The 24,967-nt window shown below is 47.1% G+C and carries 14 protein-coding genes; 3 read left to right on the top strand and 11 right to left on the bottom strand.

Features of this window, described 5'->3' with window-relative positions:
* Positions 1 to 18 precede the first annotated feature (18 nt).
* The 6 genes from GmarT_RS15060 to GmarT_RS15035 form a co-directional block, all read right to left on the bottom strand.
* Entirely contained in the window at positions 19 to 1,338 is a 1,320-nt protein-coding gene (locus GmarT_RS15060) for a hypothetical protein (RefSeq protein WP_002643683.1), read from the bottom strand.
* A 31-nt stretch (positions 1,339 to 1,369) separates the two neighbouring features.
* Positions 1,370 to 2,830, bottom strand: a complete 1,461-nt coding sequence (locus GmarT_RS15055) for a hypothetical protein (RefSeq protein ID WP_149302936.1) — start codon at positions 2,828 to 2,830, stop codon at positions 1,370 to 1,372.
* A gap of 163 nt (positions 2,831 to 2,993) precedes the next feature.
* Complete coding sequence (locus GmarT_RS15050) at positions 2,994 to 3,296, bottom strand: hypothetical protein (protein WP_002643685.1); 303 nt, start codon at positions 3,294 to 3,296, stop codon at positions 2,994 to 2,996.
* A complete protein-coding gene (locus GmarT_RS15045) occupies positions 3,293 to 4,708 on the bottom strand; it encodes an FG-GAP repeat domain-containing protein (RefSeq protein ID WP_002643686.1) in 1,416 nt (471 codons plus the stop codon). The genes GmarT_RS15050 and GmarT_RS15045 overlap by 4 nt, the downstream gene beginning before the upstream one ends.
* Positions 4,709 to 4,714: 6 nt before the next feature.
* The gene (locus GmarT_RS15040; protein WP_149302934.1) at positions 4,715 to 10,900 is read right to left on the bottom strand and encodes a cupredoxin domain-containing protein; all 6,186 of its coding nucleotides are present in this window, start codon (positions 10,898 to 10,900) and stop codon (positions 4,715 to 4,717) included.
* An 85-nt stretch (positions 10,901 to 10,985) separates the two neighbouring features.
* Positions 10,986 to 11,693 (bottom strand): hypothetical protein, encoded by a 708-nt coding sequence (locus GmarT_RS15035; protein WP_149302932.1) that lies wholly within the window; start codon positions 11,691 to 11,693, stop codon positions 10,986 to 10,988.
* A gap of 483 nt (positions 11,694 to 12,176) precedes the next feature.
* Here GmarT_RS15035 and GmarT_RS15030 point away from each other — a divergent pair, with 483 nt between their 5' ends.
* Entirely contained in the window at positions 12,177 to 12,767 is a 591-nt protein-coding gene (locus GmarT_RS15030) for an ECF-type sigma factor (protein WP_154932972.1), read from the top strand.
* The gene (locus GmarT_RS15025; RefSeq protein WP_149302928.1) at positions 12,760 to 14,886 is read left to right on the top strand and encodes a serine/threonine protein kinase; all 2,127 of its coding nucleotides are present in this window, start codon (positions 12,760 to 12,762) and stop codon (positions 14,884 to 14,886) included. Before GmarT_RS15030 ends, GmarT_RS15025 begins: the two co-directional genes overlap by 8 nt.
* 52 nt (positions 14,887 to 14,938) lie before the next feature.
* On the opposite strand, the gene GmarT_RS15020 is transcribed toward GmarT_RS15025, so the two are convergent.
* Together GmarT_RS15020 and GmarT_RS15015 are read right to left on the bottom strand one after the other, a co-directional pair.
* A complete protein-coding gene (locus GmarT_RS15020) occupies positions 14,939 to 15,736 on the bottom strand; it encodes a hypothetical protein (protein WP_002643691.1) in 798 nt (265 codons plus the stop codon).
* Positions 15,737 to 15,854: 118 nt separating this feature from the next.
* Entirely contained in the window at positions 15,855 to 16,880 is a 1,026-nt protein-coding gene (locus GmarT_RS15015) for a DUF1559 domain-containing protein (RefSeq protein ID WP_044235946.1), read from the bottom strand.
* A gap of 524 nt (positions 16,881 to 17,404) precedes the next feature.
* On the opposite strand from GmarT_RS15015, the gene GmarT_RS15010 reads away from it, so the two are divergent.
* Positions 17,405 to 19,081, top strand: coding sequence for a peroxidase family protein (locus GmarT_RS15010; RefSeq protein WP_002643693.1), 1,677 nt, complete (start codon positions 17,405 to 17,407; stop codon positions 19,079 to 19,081).
* 901 nt (positions 19,082 to 19,982) lie between these two features.
* On the opposite strand, the gene GmarT_RS15005 is transcribed toward GmarT_RS15010, so the two are convergent.
* The 3 genes from GmarT_RS15005 to GmarT_RS14995 all read right to left on the bottom strand — a co-directional run bounded on the left by GmarT_RS15005 (position 19,983) and on the right by GmarT_RS14995 (position 24,621).
* On the bottom strand, positions 19,983 to 20,843 hold the full coding sequence (locus GmarT_RS15005) for a glycosyltransferase family 2 protein (protein ID WP_002643695.1): 861 nt from the start codon (positions 20,841 to 20,843) through the stop codon (positions 19,983 to 19,985).
* Positions 20,844 to 22,259: 1,416 nt separating this feature from the next.
* Positions 22,260 to 23,282, bottom strand: a complete 1,023-nt coding sequence (locus GmarT_RS15000) for a DUF1559 domain-containing protein (protein ID WP_002643697.1) — start codon at positions 23,280 to 23,282, stop codon at positions 22,260 to 22,262.
* Positions 23,283 to 23,664: 382 nt separating this feature from the next.
* On the bottom strand, positions 23,665 to 24,621 hold the full coding sequence (locus tag GmarT_RS14995) for a DUF1559 domain-containing protein (protein WP_002643698.1): 957 nt from the start codon (positions 24,619 to 24,621) through the stop codon (positions 23,665 to 23,667).
* Positions 24,622 to 24,967 lie beyond the last annotated feature (346 nt).

Below are 24,967 nucleotides of genomic sequence, written 5' to 3'. Positions count from 1 at the left end.
ACTAGTATTGATCTGCGGTTAAAGTGTGGGCGGTTGCTGCGACGGATCCACTGCACCGTAGCAGTGTCCACACGCTTCATCGGTGTGAAAGTTGAAAAACACGCACAGAAAGTGAAAGGATGGAAATTGCGAAAAATACGACAGGATGGATGAATCGTTGGGTTGAATATTGATCGACTCATTGATCATTCCGCGATAGACCTCCCGCTGTCCCCATCCAAACGACTGGCTTGGTACTAACCGTGTTACACCGTCAGGGCCATGATCTGCAATGATTTGATTCTGCAGAGATTGCTCGAGCAGAGGTAACAAATGGCCGATCCGGAGTCGCAAGTTACGAAATTCGACCGAATTCGTCTGACCAGCTGCTTTTAGCGCAACAAATTCGGATAGCAGCTGATTGACTCGTTGAGTCGAAAATTCTCCGAGGGATAAGAACGGAAATGCTGCGCGTTCGCCTGGACTCAAAACCGTAAGCCCCTGCGCGTATGGTCGGAAATCTGGATTGCGAGGTGACTGACTTTCGGTCGTACCCGGAACGAACGCTCCGGTTTTAGAACCCCCACTAAATTGATCGCCCAAGCGGCACTGGAATAACGCCAGCGGCTGTTCTCCATCGCCATGACGTTCCTCAGGAAGTCTCCCTGCAGTGCGGTCAGCCGGGTTTACTGGTTGATTGGAAGCGAAGTACGTGTTCGGCCCAAGATTAACCGCTGCGCCGACCATTGGATCTCCGCCTGTGAAACGTTCTTTCGTACCTCCGACTTCACCTTCGACAGCTTTTACAAACACTCCGATCGGCGGAACATGTGAACGTGGTGCAACAGGATTGTGAAACCTGATTACCCGCCCGACCGGTTTTTCAATGCGGTCCGGAACACTGTCTGCGGGAACGAAATCAGGCTCACCCTCCAATGCCCACATCCAACCACGCCCTGTTCCATCGGGATTGCCCCGTGGATCGTTGTAAAAACCCTGGCCAGTCGCAAACCGCACCTCAAACCGACCATCGAACCATACTCTCGGGTTTGAGATCGCAGTCAAGCTGATCGAACCTTCGAGCACTCCGCCTACCAAAATATTCAGAGTTGTGTCGTTACGAACGAGGCTTGGAGAAATGGCGTGGACAGAAACGGTCGACCCACCTGATCCGACCGTGATGTTGGTTTGAGACAATACTATGCCAGCACCCTGCGCCGACACCTGAATCTCAACATCGACCGTGGTGCCATCATCGGTGGCTAGACCAAGAATCGAGGGAAACACCTGATTGTTGTGAGGTGCAATCAGAAATGCATCCAAGGTGGACGAACCGTTGAGCGTTAAGAGCAATGACATGCTTATATCTTTCTTGAAATCTGATTAGTATTCAGTTGCTATCAGCAATGACCGTTAACTTGCCTTTCATGCTCGGATGCACAAGACTGGAAAAAGGAATCTCTGTTCCCACATCCGCATCGTCAATCCGAACTCGCAGCATGACATCATTCTCCACCTTGGATGCTGTCGGGTTACGTCCCAGCAAATGCATGAACCCGATGTCACCATCCTTGATCACTGCAATGTGCTTCCTGTCTCTGGCCCATGATGTGAAACGTAATCCATGAAATCCCTCCCTGACACGCCATTCAATGATCTGGCCGGCTTTAACATCAAGATTTGCGGCAGGAATCCCGTTCACTATCCAGGATTGGTTTCCATCATCACTAACACCATGAATAGTGTGGTCAGCGTGTGCTGTGTCCTTCTCCAGCACAATCTTCCCCGACATGTCATTACCATGAAGTGAGCAGAAGTAATTAAGCTCGGAGACACCATCAGGAATTGCCTTCACTTTGGCTCGAATCAGTAGTCCGCCGTTGTTATCTTTGTTGATTCCTGTACCGTTTGCGTGAGTTGAGCGAATAGTCCCGGAGAAGTTATGCTGCTTCAATTCGAATCCATCGAGAAATTCAAACACCTGTATTGCATGATCACCGTTATTGAACGCAACTCCATGCGTGCTGCCGGTAACCTTGAACTCTACCACGTCACCGGTCTTCAACTTCAATGTGGCTGGAGACCATGCATTTCCGCCGGTTCCCTCGATCACTTTAGGTACGGGTACAGCGCCCTTTTCCAGTTCAATCTTCCCCGACATGTTATTACCGTGAAGTGAGCAGAAGTAATTAAGCTCGGAGACACCATCAGGAATTGCCTTCACTTTGGCTCGAATCAGTAGTCCGCCGTTGTTATCTTTGTTGATTCCTGTACCGTTTGCGTGAGTTGAGCGAATAGTCCCGGAGAAGTTATGCTGCTTCAATTCGAATCCATCGAGAAATTCAAACACCTGTATTGCATGATCACTGTTATTGAACGCAACTCCATGCGTGCTGCCGGTAACCTTGAACTCTACCACGTCACCGGTCTTCAACTTCAATGTGGCTGGAGACCATGCATTTCCGCCGGTTCCCTCGATCACTTTAGGTACGGGTACAGCGCCCTTTTCCAGTTCAATCTTCCCCGACATGTTATTACCGTGAAGTGAGCAGAAGTATTCAAGCTCCGATACACCATCTGGAATTGTCTTCACTTTGGCTCGAATCAGTAGTCCGCCGTTGTCATCTTTGTTGATTCCTGTACCGTTTGCGTGAGTTGAGCGAATAGTCCCAGGGAAGTCATGCTGCTTCAATTCGAATCCATCGAGGAATTCAAACACCTGTTTCGCATGATCGCCGTTATTGAAGGCAACTCCATGCCTGCTGCCGGTAACCTTGAATTCTACCACGTCACCGGTCTTCAACTTCAATGTGGCTGGAGACCATGCATTTCCGCCGGTTCCTTCGATCACTTTAGGTTCCTGGCCATTTGATTCCTTCTGCAAAACAGTAATTAAAAGAAAGATCAAAAGAATCAAGGTCGACACGTTTTGGTTGTACCGCATTTTCTGCCCTCTTTGTAAAGTTCTGTTGGGGGTATTACAGTCATTTCAAAAACGTTTCCTACATAAATATTCAGCCGATTCTGGATTGAGAAACAACAAGTCTTATGGTGTGATCTCGTAGATTTAGCCATCCAAGCATTTCGTCAGTCGGCATCACCACCTTACCGGGCTGTACTGCTTCTTCGAGAATAACGATTACCGTGTCACCTGATGGCGGTTGACTATTCGTGACCTTGACCGTTCCGTATTCGACGAAATTCCCGTCGAATACCTCGAACTTGAAGGTTCCCTGCTTTGGAAAATTGAACCGGGCCTGTTGAAAGGCTCCCAGGTTGACATCAATCGTGCTTAGGAAGTTGACTTGCATTGTCATCGCGTTGCACCTTTCTTTACCTGGAAATATTTACCATCCGCAGACTTTGAATAGGCACGCAATTCACCTGCTTTATTCTCAATGATCAACTCAAGTGAATGATCACCATTCAAATCTGCTTTTCCAAATCGTCTGACCGACGCATCGGCAAACGGTGGTTTTACGTCGAGCACTTGCGCATCCGTACTCGAGAAGCCTCGACCGATCCGGTTCAGGAAAACTGCCCAATTTGAATTACCACAGATCACCAAGTCTGGCATGGAGTCATCGTTCCGGTTTTCCACATCGACCACCCTTGGTTTCTCGATTCCGAAAACGATTTCGCTATCCAGTGTTTGCTGATTGGCATAAGCGTATCCGGGAGGTTCAGCTATAAACCCCTGGTAAGCGATGGTGATGCGTGCGTCTCCTCCACCGCAAAGCACCAAATCAACGCGACCATCGAGATTTAAGTCGGCAGATTTAATAAACGCTCGCTTTTCATCAACTTGTTCGGGAATGACGATTTTTACAGCTGCCGTGAATTTTTTTATTTCACCCAACAAATCACTGGGATTGCCTGGATCCTGGACATGCGATTTCACTCCGTTGATAATCGCATACCAGGCAGGTTCTGCATTCGCGGTCTCAATCAGTGCGACAACATCATCGTCATCATCGTCATCGAGATCGACTGCAACGGCATAATACCAGGTCACATCTGCCAGATAGGGTGACAGGTGGGATGTCAAGTTTCCGAACCATTTCTCCCAATTGAACCCGACCGGGTCTTCGCCCTGCCTGGGTACGATAAATTCTTGATTGGGTAATTGACTCAGGTTTCCCAGTGAGCGATCCCATTCTTCATCACGTACCGAAGTGATATCGATCGCGCTTGACATCTTAAAGTTCTCTGGAAGTTCCAGTTCCGAGATTGACTTCATTCGTGATGCCGAAGCTAGTTCGATTATACCGAACATGATATCACGACCTTCGGAGGCGCTGACTCGTTCGGCAAAGTATAACGGTCCTCGAAAGTTGTGCGCCAGTCGAATCGTAATCATCTCCGTCTCATCTTTTATGACTCTTGTGGCGAGATTTTCTCGACCAAAGACTCGACTTTTTGAAACAGGTGATAACTTTTCGCCATTGAGTATTTTGAATTCTTCCTCAGGATTCACTACACGTCCGATTTCGGTCACATTAGACGGGTTGCGATAAAAAATGACTCCATGTCCTGACATGATCTGTTGAAACTTAATCGTATCCCCTGGAGATGCGAAGATCCGAACAGGATTAGACTCACCCAGACCAGAGCGAGTGTCGCGATAAATCCATTGGGATGTCGTTGCCGTAACCACGTGAACTGTTTCACCGGCGAGCGACTGCGAGATCACCAGGACATGTAATAATGAGATCGCATAACGATACATCGAAAGTCACTCCAAAGAGACAGGTGGATGAGTTTTGATAGCCCAGACAGGCAATGGCTGCAGAATCGAAAAGTTGCTTTCAGTTCGTGGCAGAATAGTAAACAAACCCCATTCCCCTCCCTCGTATTGATCTCCAACATGTGATCCATAGAAGTAACTGCGAGTTTTTACTTTCGCCTCATCAGAGAATGAGTCATCAATCAGAAACTCTGCATTAACGCAAGCAGCCGGTGCTTGCGAAATAGCAGCAATTCGGTTGCTTGCCTGGTCTGCATTGTCCATCCGCCATCGACGTCCACCGATATAGAACGAATGGTTGCCAGCTTGAGCCCCAGATCCAGCTGCATGAACTTGGCGAACCCGAATTTGATCTCCAACGTGCCCTTTGAGATGCGGGGTTCGTGGAGTCCCGGAATCGCCTGCCACCATATAGTTAATTGCAAACTGATCGTCTTGTGCGTGAAACGCGTCTTGGAAGAAAAGCACATACTCGCGAAACGCGATACGTTCACTTCGGTCGATGATGATAGCGTGCGGATCAGAAACTCCTCTTTTTTCCATCCCATCGGTCCCTGACAGGAAGCGCGTTCCAGGTGGTTCGACAATCAATGCGCCGAATAGCCCGCTGGTTTGGTGCTCGGGGTCCGCTGTATCACGGAGGTAGCAGATGCCTAGTTCCTGGTCAATCGACCAGACGTAAGTCCTTGCGTCTGCATAGGGAACAATCGAATGCTTATTTCGTCCCAATGCGGTTCCGTCACTCGATGCATCATGCCTCACCAAGCTGGCGTGCAGTGACGTAAGCGGACTGTAAGGTCTGCCAAACGGTCTTGCAGCAGTATCAGGGAATTCCTGCATCATCTCCTGCGGCGTCGGCAAAAGGTTGATTAAACGAACAGAGACTTGACGGGTATTGCTTTCTTCAGGTGCTGCAACTCGCAAAACCAGCGGATGCGGGTGAGCCAGAAATCGTGTTAGAAGTTGTTGACGAAGCTTAAAGACCTTCAAGTCGATCTTATCGCGGTGTGATTGTTTCTCTGAATCACACCGTGGTTTAATTGAACGAGTTAAGCTAGCAATCTGATCAGCAAGCAACCGTTCCTGATCCGTTTCAAGTGGTACGTAAGCAAGTATGGGGGTAGTTGCATTGGGAGTGGTGCCTGTAGAGACTGGGAGCGAAACTCGTAACGCGGCCACATAAAATTCCGGTTTGTCGACAATGGGTTCTGGAGCTTCCGTGATACCCAAAGACTCCACAAGTGGTTCAGCAACTGCTGGTGCGACATTAGAAGTGAAACCAGGTAGTGGTTGCAATTTTGTTGCACCTCCACTGATACCCAGACTAACCACTCTATCGATTATCAACGATTCAGGCACAGAATTATTAAACGCCTTTGAGAAACCAAGTCGGCTCAGAATCGGCAGATTTCCAGAATCACCGGGGAACACGGCTCTCAGACTGACATCGATAAATGAATCCCCTTTATCTATCTTTTCCTGATTCAATTCCTGAGAGTTATGAGTTGCCTCGTATTCAATTCCAGCGCGGCTGACAAACCGTGTCCCCTTGGGGATCGAGAAAGGAAGTGCGGGATTATTGTTGACAAACAAAAAGAACACTCGCGCAGAACCGCTGGCTTGAACGAGATTATTAGAGTCTGCCGGATCATGAACTCGCCAGATGCCCCACTTGCCTTGATCCACCAGGTCATTGACACCAGTGCTACCATATAGATAGTCGCCAGGCGACGCATTCGCAATGCTGCCATAAGTAAAGGCTTCAGACACACCAGCGATTGCGAAGTCACGGATAGTAGACTTGGGATTATTCTGTTCTGTTTGCCAACGATGACCATGAACCGTCAGCGAATGCAATAAATTCGTCGCACCTCCCTCAACGCGAATCCGTGCAGGGTCATTCGGAAATGCTCGCCAAACGGGAGTGACGGGATCAGCACTGACATGGGAGCTAAACCGCGTCGCTTTGCCCCCCCACAAGACTGAGTGACCATTATCATATTTGACTTTCAGATTGGAAAAGGGAGGCGTCAGTCCCGGGACAAATTTCCCATCAAAATCGTGATTAAACGTCCGGATCGGTGTGCTTCGAAGGTTGATAGATGCACCGATACCCGTTGACCGGTCTTGGAACAGTGGTACGTATTCACGAAACGTGGAGGTTTTTTTCGCGTTATGAATACTGGCGATCGAAACCCCTCGCCCCCAGGAATCAGTACCGTCTCTCATCACTGTTGCGTTTGACTTGCTGATGGTGGTCAGATTAGGTTCTGCAGGATCAGTTTCCTCCTCATAAATTGGCTTTCCGGAGATCGGATCGTGATAGCTGGATCCACTGGGCTCGACGATCGTCGCGCCAAATAATCCATGTGGCAAGCTTGTTTTCAGAAGCGAATGGTCGTGAAAATACACGGTTCCTAACTCAGTATCGCACCACCAACGATAATGCACTGCTTCTTCAAGTCTACGATCGGGTTCTAGAGGCACGAGTTTCCCGTCAACCAGCTCTAAGGAGGGCCGGATGGAAGTTTCGTAGTTTAGCCCGCCTACTGCGCCATCAGATGACTGCACATCATATTGCACCAGGTGAGTGTGAATGCCCACTTTGCTGTAACCGGCGTTGTCAGCGTCATCGTCTCTTAGAGCACTCCGCAGTGTGACCTCGACAACTTCACCAACGTTGGCACGAAGTACCAATGGTTCGGCCGGCTTGCGCCCAGCGGCAATATCTGCGAAGTCTTCGGCTAAGACAAAGATCTGACCTTTCTCGTCGACACCTGGTGCTACATCGGATGCCGTAAGCGCGCCGGACATGCTGTTGCCATGTTCTGTGCATACATACGCGATACGAGAACCCACGGCTAATTCCTTGAGAACTTTCACTCTTAGCAAAAGCTGGCCCTTAACATCCGATGACCCCTTTCTTAATCTTTTTGGATCAGCCGGATCCACGTTTTGGCCAATGGTCTCATTGAAATCAAGGCTATCCGCAGTCTGCTCAACTTGGAAATACTCCTTGTCGTGCGTCCAATTTGTGAATTTAATCCCATGCTTACCAGTCGAATTTTCATTATCTATAATCCACTCGATTGTGTCGCCTGTTCTGATTTTCTGCGTACCAGGTACCCAGCTTGTAGTGCCTTTGCCCGCGGTAATCGTAATCGTTTGCGGGGGCGGAACCCGTTTTTTTCTTCCAAATAAGAAATCCCGATATTCGTCTTCTTCACTTGACAGGGGCTTGCCGTTGGCAGCGTGATAATTGATTGGTAATTCCAATGCGACCAAATCGTAACGGCGAATGGGCGCATCTTCGGGTGCCAGTCCGCTCCCGCTATTACCGCCGCGCGTGCTGTCTGGGTCAGTAGCCTTCACCGTTTTGTTCAAATATGCGGTTCCCTGCCGCCATTCGTCGCGCACAACCGCGACACCACCAGCCTGCTCTGGCTTTAATCGCGTCCTTGGTGCAAACGGAGGGCGTCTACCAGCGTGCGGCAGTAAATGAGGATAGGCCAGACGACCATCTTTAGGATTGAATCGCAATCGTGGCCGATCGATTGGGAGATCATCACCCAATGGGTTGGGTTCATTCCGGTGTACACCGATTCCTTCTCCGGCTGTTGGGTATCCGACGCCGAATCTCACATAGCTTTGCGGACGCTCTTTACCAGTATGAAAATCACCAAGATCATATCTCTCACCAAGATAAAGAATTCCCTGACCAGGGACATCTATGATTTCCCAATCCCATTGATTGGCACGATTGATTTCCGCGCGATGCTCATCATTAACTTCGGCTATTTTATCAAGTTCAGGAACCCCTTGAGGAGGAAGTTGATTTTCGATGTAGGGAATCAGCTGATTCTGAATATCAGTGATCGGAACACCCGCCAACGGCCCGGCGACGGGTGTTGGCTTCGGTGCTCCCGGTTGAGTCACCATCGTCTGCAATGTGAGCGAGTCCACGGCAATGGGCGGACGAATTGCTTCGTTCAGTCGATCTGGAAGTGGGGCGAGTGGCGGATAATAAGACACTCCTGGTTCCTGCAACGTGTTATAGACACGTGCATAGGTCCACATTCCCTGGATCACATGGTCAATAATGTGACAGTGCAGTAACGAATCCCCCACAGTCCTTTGTGTTCCCCCTGCGCCACCCTCCATCAAGACGTCAAAAGTCTCTCCCGGACCTAATGTTTGCGAGTCGATACGTGTTGAAGCAGATACAGTTAAATCAGGCTGGTTCGGGTCTTCGGGACGTCCTCGTTTTGATGGACTCGTCAAGTTCGCCGTATCGTCTTTCGCTCCCGCTTCACTGATCCCGGGTTGAAAGCGCCAGCGGTGTGCATGGTGATGGAAGACGTGGAATTCGTTCCCCGCGCCACCGTGTACGATGCGGTATCGCATCGGATCTCCAACATAAAATCGTGGATGGGGTGTCGAAGCGTCGCCGTAAGTGTAAGCACTATAGGCCATTGAGTGATCGTTGATCTCGAATGGTGAATCCTTGCCGCCATCCTGATCTCCGAAAGGCCTTCTTCCAAAAATTTCATTGAATCCTGCATAGCGGTAACTCAATGCTCTTGGGCTTTCTGTTTCCGCATCCTCCATTAAGTCATCCCCCAACTCATCGTGGAACATGACAACGTGTTCGCGAAACGCTGGAATCGACTCGTCTTCGTTTACGATGATCGCTGCCCAGCCACTCTTGACTTCGGCATAAGAATCTTCATCCACTTCATAATCACCAAAACCGTTCTCGCTTCCCTCTTTGATCTCAAACGTGTATGAGTCCAGATACTTTGAACCTTTCGGTTCGACGATCAGAGCGCCAAACAGCCCATGTGATGCCTGTGTTTTCATGCGATGGAGGCTTCCGTTGAGATCCTTCGAATCGATCGGCTTACTGTGAAAATAGTAAGTTCCTTCAGTCGCACGCTCGTTGCCGATTTTGATGACGTAGCGCAGTTGTGGATTGTTATTTCCTGCAGCAACAGGCTCAACACAGTTTTCTCCCACATGACCTACATCTCCAGTGTTGTAGGTTGCTCCTTCCACGATCAGGTTTGCCTTCGAGGCACCAGATGAACGATTTACATCCAATCGATTCGTAAAGTCAATGACGATTGTATCACCACCGTTTGCCCGAATGATCAACGGTTCCACAGTGAGTACGGGAACTTTAGGCTCATCAGTCAGTTGTTTGTTTGCATCGAGGTATCTGCCGGTACCAGGGTCCTTGAGAAACAAAGGCGTGCCGTGACCAACTCCGTAGAAAATCGGATCGTGTCCTGCGTTGAAGTATTCGCTTCCAGCACGAACTTTATCAATGTCCTCATCCAATACGAAGATCATTCCGTCATTGTCTCTCGCACCAAACGGTTTGGTGACTCCATTCACCTCTATCCTACGGAAATCCTTACCAAATCGATTATAGACAATAGGCGTGCTGATCGCGGATATACTAAAGTTGGCAGGCGGGTCACCTGGCGATGGCTTGACTACTGAAATACGCAGACCTTCAAATGCATTGTCAGATGGTCCTTCAGTGTCTGGTTGCAGGTCCTCGCTCACGGACTGTCGTGAAACAAAACTGGTTTTAGCGGACGATTTGATTAGTCTACCCATCATCGGCCCAAACTGTTCATTGAATCGCGTTCGCGCTTTCTCTGCGAAATCGCCTGACAATGCGGCCATATCGATCGCGTTTTTCTGCTTCTCGCAGCACTGATGTTCGTCCTCAGGATTCTTGCTTCCAGGGACACCGCAGCACGGCATTGGTGCTGGTATAAAGCCTTCGAACAGTTTGTCACGAACCCATTTCGAATCTTCTGGCCCGATTCCAGCCATACCCTGCATCATGAGCATGAATTGCTCTGCGGTTTCCCGGTCCCGCTTCGGCTTAATGTTTGAGTTGGCGGTCCACTCTTGAGCCCCTTCGTTCCACACACGAATTAGTTCAGTCTGTGTTAGCCCGTCAGCCAAACGTGACTCTTTACCGGCAGCTGTTTTCGTCGCCGGCGCGATTGTCGTGGAATCGCCGGCAACAGATGTTGGCGAAAGTTTCGGTACATCGTATTGTATCTTTTCGATTGCAACTGAAGTCGCCAGGCAAGCTGATACAGCAAATGCCATAGCGTAGAGTTTCTTGTGCATAATTAAGTGTTCCAGCTTCATTTGCATCCTCACTCAGATGAAAACAACGCAATTCGTGAACCAGCCTCTTCAGACTGGTATCGTTTACATGCATCACCGTACTCGTCTACTGCACTACTTCCACCGGAGTGTCCACAACAAGATCATTACCATGAAAAACCCGAACGGAATCGTAGTCACCATTGACTTTGCTGTAACTGACCGGTTTCCAAACCACGAACTGTGGCCAAATGCCAGGACGTTGATGAAGATGAATTTCCATCAGCAGAATCCTCGGGTTAATCCCCTGAGGTATTCTTGGAAGCAGCACAACATCGACTCCAGGGTTAGGAACCTGCACTTCACCAACAAGATGGAACTGGTCGGGTTTGGGTGGCATCGTGTTATTCCATGCATACCAGTCACGAGTCACTATATTGCTTGTCGAAATGACGCCTGCTTGAGTTTCGTTCGTTCGGCTCAGACTAACCAGATCGCATTCTTCAAGATCAATAGAAGCTTCTCCCAGACGAACGCAGGAAACACGATTGAAATTTGGTACAGCCTGAATCAGAGCGGCAACACTTCCTCCAGCGGATACCTCAACTTGAATCGAACTGCCCTCGGTCGAGATATTGCCAGAGGCCATAGGCGTGCCGTTAACAAACAAACTTGCAAGTGCCCAGGTATTGGGGCATAAACTGCTTTCAACATTTCGCAGGACAATCATTTTCGAATGGGGGCCCTTAATCGAATGTATCAGCAACGCGGATGCTCCTGACTCTCCCACACCACCTCTGGCAACTGAAGTACATGCTCCCGAATCAGCGGACATAAGAGTTACTCCCTATTACGTGCAACATGATGTGTAATCCAGCTCATTTGTCTCTAAAACGTTAAGGGCTTACTTTGCCAACGCTAAGAATTTCTTATGAAGCCAGAGGGAAACCAATGGACATTTCCAGATGATCTCTCCAATATCAAATCGCAAAATAATTCCAGGAGAGATCATTTAATTTGAAAATTCCTGCTGATTAGAATGAGTTCAGCAGGGAGGCAGCTTGCTTCAGTGCGAATCATTTCATGATTCACCAATATTTTCTCTGCAAGTTTGAGAGTCATTCATACCTCCGCCGCGCGAACCTGAAGTGTAGATATTCCATGTATAGAACAGGAAAAACAGTTGAGGGTAATCGTCTTAAATTCTTACAGAACAAGAGAGATTACTCTCTATCAAAACGGTATACTGGTGGAATTGGGTATGCTGAATACTGAAGGGGCCATTTTTTCTGTTCCAATTTCAAATCAGAAATCAAACATGGATAAAAACGAAGAGACTCCGGTTTCAAACTGGCTGGCTACCCTGGGTAAGGATCAGAAAGAAGTTGTCCAGGGAATCTGGGATGAGTTCTATGAAAAATTGATTCGCTATGCAGAGATACGTGTCAATACTTTCCCGACCGCCACACTGGATGCCGAAGACATCGTACTTTCTGTCTTCGAAAGCGTGTGGGCTGCCTCACAAGAGGGCCGTTTCGACTCAGTGCAGAACCGAGACGAATTATGGTGGTTATTGATTGCCATGACCCAGAGAAAGGCTGTGAACCACATCCGTCGCGAAACAGCCCAAAAACGAACCTCTGTCAACGGCAAATTGCCCATCTCAATGACTTCAATCGAACATTTTCAGGCATTTGTAGCAACAGATCATTCTCCAGAATACTTCGTGATTATGGAGGAAGAATATCAGCGCGCTTTAGAGAAACTTTCTGATGATGTTTTGAAGAAAATTGCGGTTTATAAGATACAGGGTTACACTCATGAAGAAATCTGTGAGTTATTGGATATTTCCCCTGCAACAGTTACTCGAAAAGTACGACTGATAAGAAAAGTATGGAGTCATGAATAATTTCCCATATGATCCGTCAGATGATGATCTTATAGCAGTCGCCATTACTGTAGACCGTATCTGTGACAGTTTTGAGTCATCCTGGAAACAGGGCCGCCCCCCCGAGATTGAGAGTTACCTCAACGAAACCGCCGGAAAAACTCAGTCGATCATCTTTGCCGAATTAATCAGGTTGGATATTCATTATCGAAGTCTAAACGGCAACCTGATCTCTCTGGATGAATACCAGTCTCGGTTTCCCCAGTACAGTGAGATCCTGCAGGATTTTTCCTCGCAGTTGGCCGACTCACATCAGCAGATTCGCAGAATCGGCCGGTATCGTCTGGAGAAAATAGTCGGTCAAGGTGCCTTTGGCGTGGTCTGGAAGGCCTGGGATGAAGAGCTGCAGCGGATCGTCGCTGTCAAAATCCCGCGAAATCAATCACTGTCAGAACAGGAAAGAAACCGTTTTTTCCGGGAAGCCCGCTCTGCTGCCAGACTTTCTCATCCGGGAATTGTATCGATATATGACTTTGAAGAAATAGACGGGTCTCCTATTCTGGTAACTGAGTATATCCAGGGCTCGACCTTGCGCGACTGGACGCGGCATCATGAAGTCGATTTTATCGCAGCGGCAACCATCTGTCGTGATCTGGCCAGTGCGCTGCATGCCGCGCACCAGGAATCAGTCATTCATCGGGACCTGAAACCGAATAATGTTCTGATAACTGAGGACGGTCAGGTTCGGATTACTGATTTTGGACTCGCCAAACGCTGTGATGTCGAATCCACGATTGCCGTGGCTGGCGCCATCATGGGGACCTTCTCATATATGAGCCCGGAACAGGCTGACGGCAAAGCCTCCTCGGTCGATGGTCGGTGTGATATCTATGCCCTGGGGATCATTTTATATGAATTCCTGGCAAATCGGGTTCCCTTTAAGGGAAGCACCAGCCAGCAGATGATATCGCAGATCCTGCATACCGAACCGGTTCCCCCCCATAAATGGAATGCAAGTGTCCCCCGTGATCTAGAGACGATTTGTCTGATAGCCATGAGCAAATTCGTCGGTGATCGCTACAACACTGCCAGTGAGCTTGCTGCCGACTTGCAGCGATTCATCGAAGACAAACCAATCACTGCACGTCGACTTTCACCGCAGGAAAAATTATGGCGCTGGGTTAAACGAAATCGATTATTGAGCGTCGCCTGCACTTTGATCTGCCTGCTTCTCCTGAGTGGTATGACTGCCATGCTGGTGATGCATGATGACGGAAAATGGCAGGTCAACGTCCATACGGATCCTCCGGATGCACGTATCCTGGTCTACCCTCGCGATCCCATCACCGGTGCCCCTGATACAAACATCAAATATGAAGCGGAAGGCACCACCCCCAATACACTGCGCCTGGCTCCCGGAGAATACTATGTAGTGGCGATTCTCGAAGGAACGCCTCGTTTTCACCACGTGTTTCGCAAGGTGCCTCCCCGGGGAGCCGAAATTCCTATCGGGAGTACGAAAAACCGGTTCTGGCAAAATACAGGCCCAGATACGATCGATTGGCCTGAAATTATTATTCCATCACAAACCGTTCTGGATGATATGGTTTTGGTCAAAGGGAACCAGATTACCATTCCAGATCTTTATGTCTCAACCAGAGTCTTCACAAATCGGGACTTTCTGAAAATCCGACCAGGGATGATTCAATCACCTCCAGACGAACCTTATTATCCAAAGGGACAGGACGTAGCCATTCATTTTGCTGAAGAAGCCGGCGCCCGTTTAATGACCGCCAATGAATATGAGTATGTTATCGCTTCGCTACCCTTGTATCCTGAACTGCAGAATTTTCTCCATACAGGTAAAGAATGGACCTCTTCGCTGGCAACTCCGGAACAAATTGAAAATTCCAGTACAGCTTTGGAGTTGAACCCAGAATTTCGTACATCCGATCTAATCGGGCTTGCTGTATTCCGGGATGATCATCCCAATCAGGGAAGTGATAAATTAAATAAAAATCAATCTGATTCTTACAAAGTCAAAACTGCAATACGATATGGGGGAAGTGCTAAGATTGGATTTCGACTTGTACGCCCGGCTTCCTTAACAACTCAAATAGAACAACCCACAGAAAAATGACTAAACAGTCAAGTATTGTGGGCTGTTCAGGATGACAGGTATTCTAAACTGACTATTTTGTTTCTTTCTGTCCCTTGCGATCCGAACCACCTTCTTCTGGATCACCTTCATCTTTAAAACGAATCAGGAATTGCATTCCGCCGTAGTTGATAAATGTAAATTCGCGGCATGTTCCTTGACTCCAGCCACCAGCTCCATCATTCATATAATAGTCAGCCCTTTTCTTGAAGGAATCAGAGGGCAGTCTTATTGGGTTCATCTCATTATTTCCGTCAACTTCAAAACCATACCAGAAATATAACGCGTCCGGCTGTTCCGTTGGATTCTCAGACTTCGAGACACAAAGCAAAAAAACCTTTGCGTATTTTTCTATATGTGCATTTGAATCTCCAAATATTATATATCGGGTTCGAATAATTTCATATTTCATATCGCTTTGAGGAGGAAATAGATCGGGCCTTGCATCTTTTGGGGCAGGCAAGGGGTGCATATAGTGGCTGATAACAGGCTCTGTGGTCTTTTTTTTCTGATCATTTTTTCGTTTAGGTGCGCAACCACCACAAGGACCAGGTCCCCCACATAAAACCTCCGGATAAATCCCGGCTTCATCAAATTCAATTACAGAAACGGCAGTGGCAGCAGAGCAGTCTGATTCGTATTGATACCGATAAGCCATCCAAACCAAGAGATTTTCTCCTGCAGGTCCCAAGGGAACCTGATTACACACGCAGGTTATTAACTTGGGTTCTTCTGTCTTATCTTTGGCAACACTCTGATTTGCATCACCTGCCAGGCAAAAGAACAAGAAACAGATTCCCATAGAAAAAGTGAGTTTAAAACGATACATCATAGTTGGCCCTTTTCATCATGAATTTTGCGAATGCACAAGATTGTTTGTACAAATAAGTGAGTACTCTTCAATGACAATTCCGGTTTCAGTTTTGATTTCTGATTCACTCCTTAACTGGTTAAAATTCTCCGAGCACTTTCCCGTCGTTACGGGTACATAGAAGCTTTAAAGTCTCCAGATTCATATTTTCGCTCAGAAAACGTACTGAGCCGTCAGTGAGCAGACATTGAGCCCCTCCACTGTGGGCAGAAATCAGTGGGTTATTTGGCCCCCCGTCAGTATGAATTCCCGGCAATCCCCCGTCCTTCGTGCCAATGGGGTAGCGGACGGTCGTCAGATTAAACACAGGAAAAGCTGGTGTGAAACCCCCGGGCCCCAGCAACAGCGGCGGCGTCCCGATATTCACAGTCCCCGTGGCCCAGCCACTGGGATTACCCGCATCCACGCGGATTTGCACTCCCGACTTTTCAACAGTACTGGAAATCTCCCCCACCACAATCGTATTAGAAGTACCATCTGTGATATCTCGGATCGTGACAGTTCGATTAGGAACCAGCACACCTGTAGCTGAAACTCTGCCATCCAAGTGAGGCAGACAACACATGGAATTTGATGAAGCGGGAAAGAGATCGTCTGAAAATGAATTCCTGCTTCCTGAGACAGTGCCGGTATTTGTCGCCCCAGAGATACCGGCATAATGCGGCATCGTCATATTAACTCCCGGCAATAAAACACCGTTGACTCTCTCATTCAGTGGACTGGAAGGGCACAGCATGACCATCATCTTGACATCTGCTATGAGAGCCGGATTCTGAGGGTTGAAACCACAGCTGGCAATATTATGGTCATACAGCTCATAGAGTGCTCCATATTCAAGGTAGGGAAGCAAGCCAACCCACCAGCTGGAGCCAAATCCCAAATTCTGGTTTCTGACTCCCAGAGGAAACTTCTGGAAGTCACTGTGATAATTCTGCAGAGCCAGACCCACTTGCCTCAGATTATTTTTACATTGGGCACGCCTGGCTGCCTCGCGTGCCTGCTGAATGGCTGGAATTAGCAAGGCAATTAAGATTGCGATGATAAAGATTGCGACCAAAAGTTCTATTAGTGAAAATCCATGTCTTTGATCAGGTGTGCTTATCATACCCAGGGCCCTTGGTTTTATACATTTATTCACATTCTGGATATTATGTGATGTTTAAATTGGAATAACAAGAACTTCCTTGAAAATTTAAAAGTGAGCGCCCTGACTCTGCTTCATGGTTCCAGCAGTTTAAATTCTGAATATCCGGTCGCGCCTCGTGAGCGATATTTCCACAACATCAATACCGAAAAAGAATTAGATTTCTGATCAGCTCAGATCGATAATTTTTAGAAAATTCAGACTGACCTTCTTTTTTCTGACATGCAACTGGTTTGATTTACGGTTCTGTTCTTAGCACGCCTTTTCAAATCTGCCACGAAATAGTCTCTCAGTAAAACAGTCATTATACCAGGGAAATAAAGAGCTTAGGGAATGACCGTACTCAAGAGGAATTCGACGTTGCCTGTGTTCTGAAATTATTACAGGTTTGATACCACCTGAAACAGGGGATGGCTGTCGCTTGATTTTTCCTGTTCAATCTATGATTTTCTATTTCAAGATCATAAAAATAGAAAGTAATTCGGATGGCTACCTCTGTACCCGAACACGAAATTTACGGTATTAAAAACGAAGACCCTCCCAAGATGATTGAAATCCGATCTTTTGATGGATCGAACAATAATCTTGCTAATCCGAACTGGGGCATGTCGGGCGAACCATTGAGGCGTTATCGCACGAAACCGAATTACAAGGATGGCATTGGACAACTACGCGTCGCCCCCAACCCGCGTAAAATCAGTAACTCTGTCTGTACGCCACAGTTTCCTCTCCCGGAACCGCACCCTGTCTTATCAAGCTTTATGTGGGCCTGGGGGCAATTTCTGGACCACGAGATTGATCTATCACTTGAGTTTGAGAAGCAAGATGCTGGCAACAGAAAGAAGGATCCTGAAGAAGCAAACATCGAAGTCCCTGCCGATGATCCCGTGTTGCCAAATTCGATTATTCCCTTTCGTCGATCTCGCATCGCCGAGGGAACCGGAGTCAAAGGTGTGCCACGTCAGCAGGTCAATGTTTTATCTGCTTACATTGATGCCAGTAATGTTTTTGGATCAAGTTTGGAACGAGCGATTGCCCTGCGTTCGCTTGACGGAACCGGTCGGCTCAAAATGACGAAGGGTAAATTCGGAGATATGCTGCCGTTTAATACTCCTCACATCGTTAACGCCATGGGCCCCCTGCGCACCAACGAATCCCCTGGTAAATTCTTCATGGCAGGCGATGTTCGCGCGAATGAACATAATGTTTTAACCTGTCTACATACGCTTTTTCTCCGTGAACATAATCGCATTTGTGACGAACTCGCCTGTGACCGTAGTACTCAGCTTGCACATGAAATCATGGTTCTTGGACGTGACGAAGCGATTTACCAGCATGCTCGTCGATATGTCACCGCACTCGAACAAGTGATTACATTTGAAGAGTTTCTCCCCGCACTTCTGGGGGCGAAGGCGATTCCTGCGTATCGAGGTTATGACAATACGCTTGACGCTTCGATTGCAACGGAATTTTCGACAGCCGCCTATCGGCTCGGTCATGATATGCTGCATTCGAAACTCTTGATTGCCTGCCCGTGCGGAGGAAATGCACAGACAATTCGCTTGGATCAGGTTTTCTGGAAACCGGAACAGATAGTAAGGCGGGGAATAGATGGATTTCTAGCAGGTCTGGCCCAGACTAGGATGGAACAAATTAATGCTCAAACCATTGAAGATGTACGCTCCAATCTATTCCGCGTACTGAATGCCCCCGGTCACCCAGGCATGCTGATGGACCTGGCTGCTCTCAATATTCAGCGTGGACGCGATCATGGATTGCCCACTTATAACCAGTGCCGAGTAGACTACGGGTTGAAAAATATTCAAAACATCAAAGAGTTGGCAAACATTGTCAAAGATGAAAGCCGACTCAATCGACTCCAGCAGGCATATGGTTCCAAGGTCAACGACATCGATCTCTGGATCGGAGGGCTTTGTGAGGCTCCAGTGAAAGGGGCGATTGTAGGGCCTTTGTTTTCAGCAATCATCAAAGAGCAGTTTCTGCGGCTCCGTAACGGAGATCGATTCTGGTACGAGAATCAGGAAGTTAGCGGTTTCACGACGAATGAAATCAAGAAACTGAAAGCCACCCGCCTCTCCGACGTGATCAAGAGAAACACAATGATCATCAAAATCCAAGAAGATGTATTCCGAGTCTCCTGATTATCTGAGTGAATATAATCCTTACATCATCAGTCAATCCACAGAATATGACAGAAATACTTTATCTAATAATATCATAAGATAAACAGAATTATCATGCCCCAACCAGAACTGATATTTACGGAGGATCGTCTGCTGATTGATCTATCAGACTTACCTGACATTGATTCACAATTTTCCGCACAAAGACGATTGAGATAGATCCAGTTTAGCTTTCCCTATTTAAGATTGTCTTCCAAATCCCCCTACCTTCCCGACACCTGATGAAAAGGCGTGGCATCTCTTCATACTGGCTGATCAGAAATCAACAATCCAGATCGTTACCCTCACCACAATCTCTTTGTGGCATTCACTTTTGACTAAACTGGATTGATAGTTGATAAAATGTAATGACGACCAGCAAATAAAGTCTATTATTGAAGTCTCAAACGCATGGGAAGCCCGGCAACAAATGAGCGGTCAGAGAATTCCCCCTCTCCGTATTCAATCTGATGGTCGCTGCAAACACTTGAAATATTGTGTTTTGCAGCGACCATTTTTTATTGATGACCTCGACTATGTCAAAACTGTGTCTTTCGGGCTTATCCCGGTGGATTTCAGAGTGGCAGGGAATCTTCGCGCCACTGTGTTTTCCCGTCATCGAAATGATACATCAGGCTATCGACGCTTGAGTGTAAACTCGCCGATCTTCTTTGTATGTATAAAATTTTGATCGATATAATCATCGAGAAGAGTCACATCGCTCGATTCTCTACTTTGATTTGGTTCGTTGGTAAATTCTTGATCCCACAACACCACCGTATCTACCTGATTCGTTTCCAGGTCATTAATAATTTTTTGCTGAATGATTCTGGTGTTTGTGACACCTGGATCAAAATGATGGTAGAGCGTACCGCTGCGTCTACCTGACAGAGTCTTCTTCCAGATCCCTGTTCAATTGATGCCTCAGATGGTCGACCTGGCTTTCTAATGCCTCAATCCGCTGAGTTAAATTGGAGCGAGCCTTCCGGCTCTGTGTATTACTCACAAGTCGCTCTGCCAGAAGGTCATCGGCAATCAGAACACGTTGAAAGAACATCATCAGTAAGGTACTGAGATATTTTCGTCCCATTTCACGAAGATGAAGATTGGAGCATCCCCACGTACGGCCGTACCAGTTAATCGGAATTTCTGCGATATTGTACTTTCGAATCAAAGCACCCAGTGACATCTCTAACGTAATGTTGAAATGACTGGCATGATAGGGGCCACAATCTTCAATCACTTCAGTACGGTAAGCTTTAAAAGCGTTTGTTAAATCGTTGAATCGCGTCCAGAACATATATTTCATGACCGTATTCACAATTCGGTTTACAAACTTTTTAAAATGAGGATAATTTTCGACATGACTTCCCTGGATGAACCGTGATCCAAAAACACAATCATAGCCTTCCTCAATCTTTCGATAATAATCAACCAGATTATTCGGGTCATCAGACTGGTCTGCCATGTAGATGATCACAACGTCTCCCTGGACGACTGAAAGTCCGGAGCGAATGGCACGTCCAAATCCGCTGGGAAGCGTCCTGTTTTCCAGGTGAATGGCGGAATCCGTTTTTATTTTTTCAAGTACAATGTCCGCAGTGCCATCGGTGCTGTTGTCATTGACCACGATGATTTCATACGGAATGTGCTCTTTTTTGAGCACAGACTGTATTTCGGCAAGACATTTCCCTATGTTCTGCTCTTCATTATAGGCGGGAATAAGTACTGACAGCTTCATTGTATTTTCTCAAAAACAAATCTGAAAAAAGGTCAGTTGATAATCGGTTTTACTTCCGATTGAGACCTTTGAATCCAATCGTAAACTTCTTCCAAAACGACAGATCACATCACTTTTGACCGTAGCGTCTCTCAATCCAATATTCTCGGTTGAAATGGCTCGGGAGACGCGACAGTAAAACTGGACGCAGTCTATTGACTGGCATTCCGGCTTCCGTTTCAAATTGTTCAGCACGCTTCGAATCTGAAATTATGATTTACACATCACAAGGGATAATCTGTTGTATCTGTTCAATCGGAACTTCTCACCTGGCAACTCATAGGGTGACCAGACACTGTATAAATAGCAAGTATTATACCTAATGAGCCAGTTGTCCCGCTGGAATTAAGCAACATAAGGTTGAAACAGACCTGACACCACCACAGCGCGCTAAAGCTGCCTCAGATCGTCGGATTCACCAGCATAGGCAATACGTTTCAGATATCAACTACCTGCTGGATCGCATCACTTTTGATCATAGCATCTTTCGATCTATAATACTCGATCCAAATCGACCTGCAGACGCTACAGAAAAAGTGGACAGAGTCTAAAGCAATATGAGTACATAATTTGCTAAGAGACCTGAAACTGTCAATGTTAAAATACCGAAACAATTTGTTAAGTCTTCCTGTGAGTTTTACATACGTAATCACCCACGAATTAAAATCAAATATCTGGTGATCCCGTTGGAAGGACATTTTCGCTTGAGTTATCGTATCTGGGAATAGCTGACTTCTTTCGGCAACGAAACATATGCTATTATCGCCGCCCGAAATGGATTTTCCTGGTTGGCGCAGGGAATTTAAGAGTCAGTCGGAGTGGGGGAGTACGAACTGCGGATGGGCAACCCGGCTTCAATGAAGATACCCATGCTTGGATTTGTTCAAGAAGTGCATAAGATTTGTGACAGTATAAATCATAATTACTGTCTCATATATATTGGAGGCCTGGTAGAAAACTGCGGTGCACAGAAGCTCTCTGCTCGGATTAATATTTTAGAGGTGACATTGAGCGACAGGATGTTATATCCTGCCGCTCTTCGACTTTGCGACGTGCCGTTCGTCTCATTCTGAAATCGACAGCATCATCATCTTGTCACCTGGCGGGCAGTCTTATTTTCGAGTCCGGACTGCTTAATATTTTCAGTTGGGAGGCAGGGCCAGATCATCGGATGCCTCTATATCCACTTGGACTTCCTGGTCAGGAGGTGGATCTACTGAACCCCCACACCCTGAAATCGGAATCAGAAATAATATGCCTGACAGCCAGAGAAATATTATGGGACACTTCACAACAATCATGAAAATCTCCATTTAATGATCACGGTTAATGAATCTTTTTGCGAAAACCTGTTTCAATCTCAAAGAGAGTCTTACATTAATACTCGCCTAAGGGTTGAGCATCATGAATGCGTGTCAGTAGCGCATAGGTATTGCGGTCCATGTTTTCACTCAGGAACTGAACTGAGCCATCTCCCATCAGAACGTGAATGCCCCCTTCATGGACACTGGAGGCCACGGCGACATGGTGTCGAGGGTTTGTTGCAGAATGTGCGCCGTTAATATGATAGCGGGTATTGTTGTTGTGAGTGGGATCAATATTGGGATGGTTCACAGCGAAAGTACCATATAGTCGATGACCTCCCCAGATGGGAGTGTAAGCATCACTGGTACGGCCAAAAATAGCACCTTCACAGACAGCAATACAGTTACTCAGTCCGTCTGTGATCGCCTTAATTTTGGCAGCCCCATTATAGCCAAACATACCCTGGTATTGGATCCCGGTCCGCCCGTCCGAAAGATTACTGGTCGATTCGCGATAAACAGAATACATTCTTCCATTAGGCCATCCATTGCCATGCCCGCCGGCGCATAACAGATAATTCGTCCTGGCATGATTAGCAATATAGGATTCTGGATCAGAATGGGTTTCAACCGTCTGGCCTTCATCAGAGGGACAGAGCAGTACAGGCAGGATTGTCTGTACCAGAGAACTGTTAGAGTTAGGCCATCCGCCCTCTACTCCAGTCCAGCCATAAGAGGTACGTGCATGGCCGTTCGTGGCAATGTTGAGATTGAATTTATTGTAGAGGGGGGCCTGGTCCAGATTTGGCAGCAACATAATCCAGGCTGTATGGTTTAAAGCAAGTGTGGTGTCATAGTCAGAGTTTCTCGAACCTCCTGCAAGGTTCGCCCCGATGGGGAAGGTTTTGTGAGTGTCGTGGTAGTTGTGCAGTGCCAGACCAATTTGTTTCAGGTTATTTTTACACGTGGATCGTCTTGCTGCTTCGCGTGCCTGTTGCACTGCAGGCAGAAGAAGTGCAATCAGAATGGCGATGATAGCGATGACTACCAGCAGTTCGATCAGGGTAAAGCCTCGTTTGGATGTGAGTCGCTTCATGTTCTTCTCCGGGTAGATAAAGAAATTAGAGAGAGGGAATAATCATTTAGTTGATAACTGGCCACGTCGTATATCCTGGTGAAAGCTCTTAACAAAAGAATGAAAAACAGATTAGCGCAGCAGTCCTCCCGGAAATGGCAGGTCAATAACGCCTTGAAATCTGATGGATGAAGACAACAGGAGCAATGTCTGTTACAACTTAGAAGCTTGCCCTGTCAGATAATTGAATACGGGTAAATAATCCTGTAAATTATTGCCTGCTTAGTATTCAAGAGTTCCGGTGTTTTCGTATGCGAGTAAAGATGGGTTGTTTCAGTGAGTTGAAGGCTCGGTTCCACCCGATAGATGAAACCGAGCGAAAGCATTTACTCTACCGATTGAATTAAAACTCACCGACAATGTTTTTATCATTGATACCACACAGGAAAATCAGGGTATCGCCGTTGATATTTTCACTGATAAAGCGAACCGTACCATCGCCTAACAGGAAATGGCAGCCACCCTCATGAGAACTGCTCAGTCCCCAACCATTCGCAGCACCACCAGTGTTGTTTTTGCCGTTAATCATGTAGTACGAAGACAGGGCCTGGTCTGAGTTAGTTGACCAGCCTTGAAAGGTACGCACCACTGCAGTGTGGTAATACCAGTTCCCGATATAACCGGCTGAAGAATGGAGCGAGTTATGCGCGCCTGCCCAGATCGCACCATTGTACCCACCCTCTGTGGTTCTTTCCCCAAGCAGAATCACATTACTCAACCCATCACGAAATGATTTCATGTTTCGAGCAGTGTGATTAGCCCAGGCTGGTGTGACTCCCGAAATTGTCGTGGTACCAGGGAGCAGTCGATAACATGAGTAAGGACCGACATAGTTTGATTTTCCATAGTTACCAATATTTGGATTCAAACCATCTGCAGGATCCGAAGGGCAGGCGAAGGTCGCAATTGGAGTTTTGATAAGAGTCGGCTGAAGGACCGCATTCGAATTTGACGAATCACGCCAGGCCGCGTTCATATTAATTTTGTTATAAAGCGGTGCCTGATCCATGAAGGGGAGAATCATGACACTCCAGGGGAGAAAGCTTTCTCCGCCAGGTGGGTCATAATCTGTATTTCGCGCGTACTCAACGTGCATCTGCGGAAAAATACGATGTGTTTCGTGGTAGTTGTGTAAAGCGATGCCCAGCTGCTTCATATTGTTTTTGCAGGTACTTCTGCGTGCTGCTTCACGTGCCTGTTGCACTGCGGGTAAGAGCAGGGCAATTAGAATAGCGATGATGGCAATGACCACCAGAAGTTCGATCAGGGTGAAACCCCGTTTTGCTGCGAGCCGTTTCATCTAAGCCTCCGGTTATACAAAGTGAAATAAAGAAATGAAAACATTCTTCACTCTCATCCGGACTATAGAGCGAGTAGAACTCGCTCTTGCGCAAGATTTAAAAGTTAGCTGTAGAGATAAAATCTGCGCACAGTCAAACTTCAGTGAGCTGTTAAGGGTGAATTTAGTTAGATCAGATAAGAGTTAGAAATATGATTGTTATTACGAGATAAATGACTACCAGAATCAGTAGATTTAGTCGTACAGTTTTCTGATTTAATGGCGAGTGCCCGTTAGAGTTTTTTGAAAAGACTTATCTCATTAAAAGCCAGATATAAAATATGTCAACAGGTATCTCTCTCTGTTT

Origin of the sequence: Gimesia maris, from assembly GCF_008298035.1 — a bacterium.
Classification (GTDB): Bacteria; Planctomycetota; Planctomycetia; order Planctomycetales; family Planctomycetaceae; genus Gimesia; species Gimesia maris.
This window is presented reverse-complemented; position numbering and strand designations above follow the sequence as displayed.

Coding starts and splice junctions, on each gene's coding strand:
- GmarT_RS15025 (WP_149302928.1), top strand. CDS start 12,760: ATGAATAATTTCCCATATGATCCGTCAGATGATGATCTTATAGCAGTC.
- GmarT_RS15060 (WP_002643683.1), bottom strand. CDS start 1,338: ATGTCATTGCTCTTAACGCTCAACGGTTCGTCCACCTTGGATGCATTT.
- GmarT_RS15030 (WP_154932972.1), top strand. CDS start 12,177: ATGGATAAAAACGAAGAGACTCCGGTTTCAAACTGGCTGGCTACCCTG.
- GmarT_RS15015 (WP_044235946.1), bottom strand. CDS start 16,880: ATGATAAGCACACCTGATCAAAGACATGGATTTTCACTAATAGAACTT.
- GmarT_RS15005 (WP_002643695.1), bottom strand. CDS start 20,843: ATGAAGCTGTCAGTACTTATTCCCGCCTATAATGAAGAGCAGAACATA.
- GmarT_RS15040 (WP_149302934.1), bottom strand. CDS start 10,900: ATGAAGCTGGAACACTTAATTATGCACAAGAAACTCTACGCTATGGCA.
- GmarT_RS15000 (WP_002643697.1), bottom strand. CDS start 23,282: ATGAAGCGACTCACATCCAAACGAGGCTTTACCCTGATCGAACTGCTG.
- GmarT_RS15035 (WP_149302932.1), bottom strand. CDS start 11,693: ATGTCCGCTGATTCGGGAGCATGTACTTCAGTTGCCAGAGGTGGTGTG.
- GmarT_RS14995 (WP_002643698.1), bottom strand. CDS start 24,621: ATGAAACGGCTCGCAGCAAAACGGGGTTTCACCCTGATCGAACTTCTG.
- GmarT_RS15020 (WP_002643691.1), bottom strand. CDS start 15,736: ATGATGTATCGTTTTAAACTCACTTTTTCTATGGGAATCTGTTTCTTG.
- GmarT_RS15050 (WP_002643685.1), bottom strand. CDS start 3,296: ATGACAATGCAAGTCAACTTCCTAAGCACGATTGATGTCAACCTGGGA.
- GmarT_RS15010 (WP_002643693.1), top strand. CDS start 17,405: ATGGCTACCTCTGTACCCGAACACGAAATTTACGGTATTAAAAACGAA.
- GmarT_RS15045 (WP_002643686.1), bottom strand. CDS start 4,708: ATGTATCGTTATGCGATCTCATTATTACATGTCCTGGTGATCTCGCAG.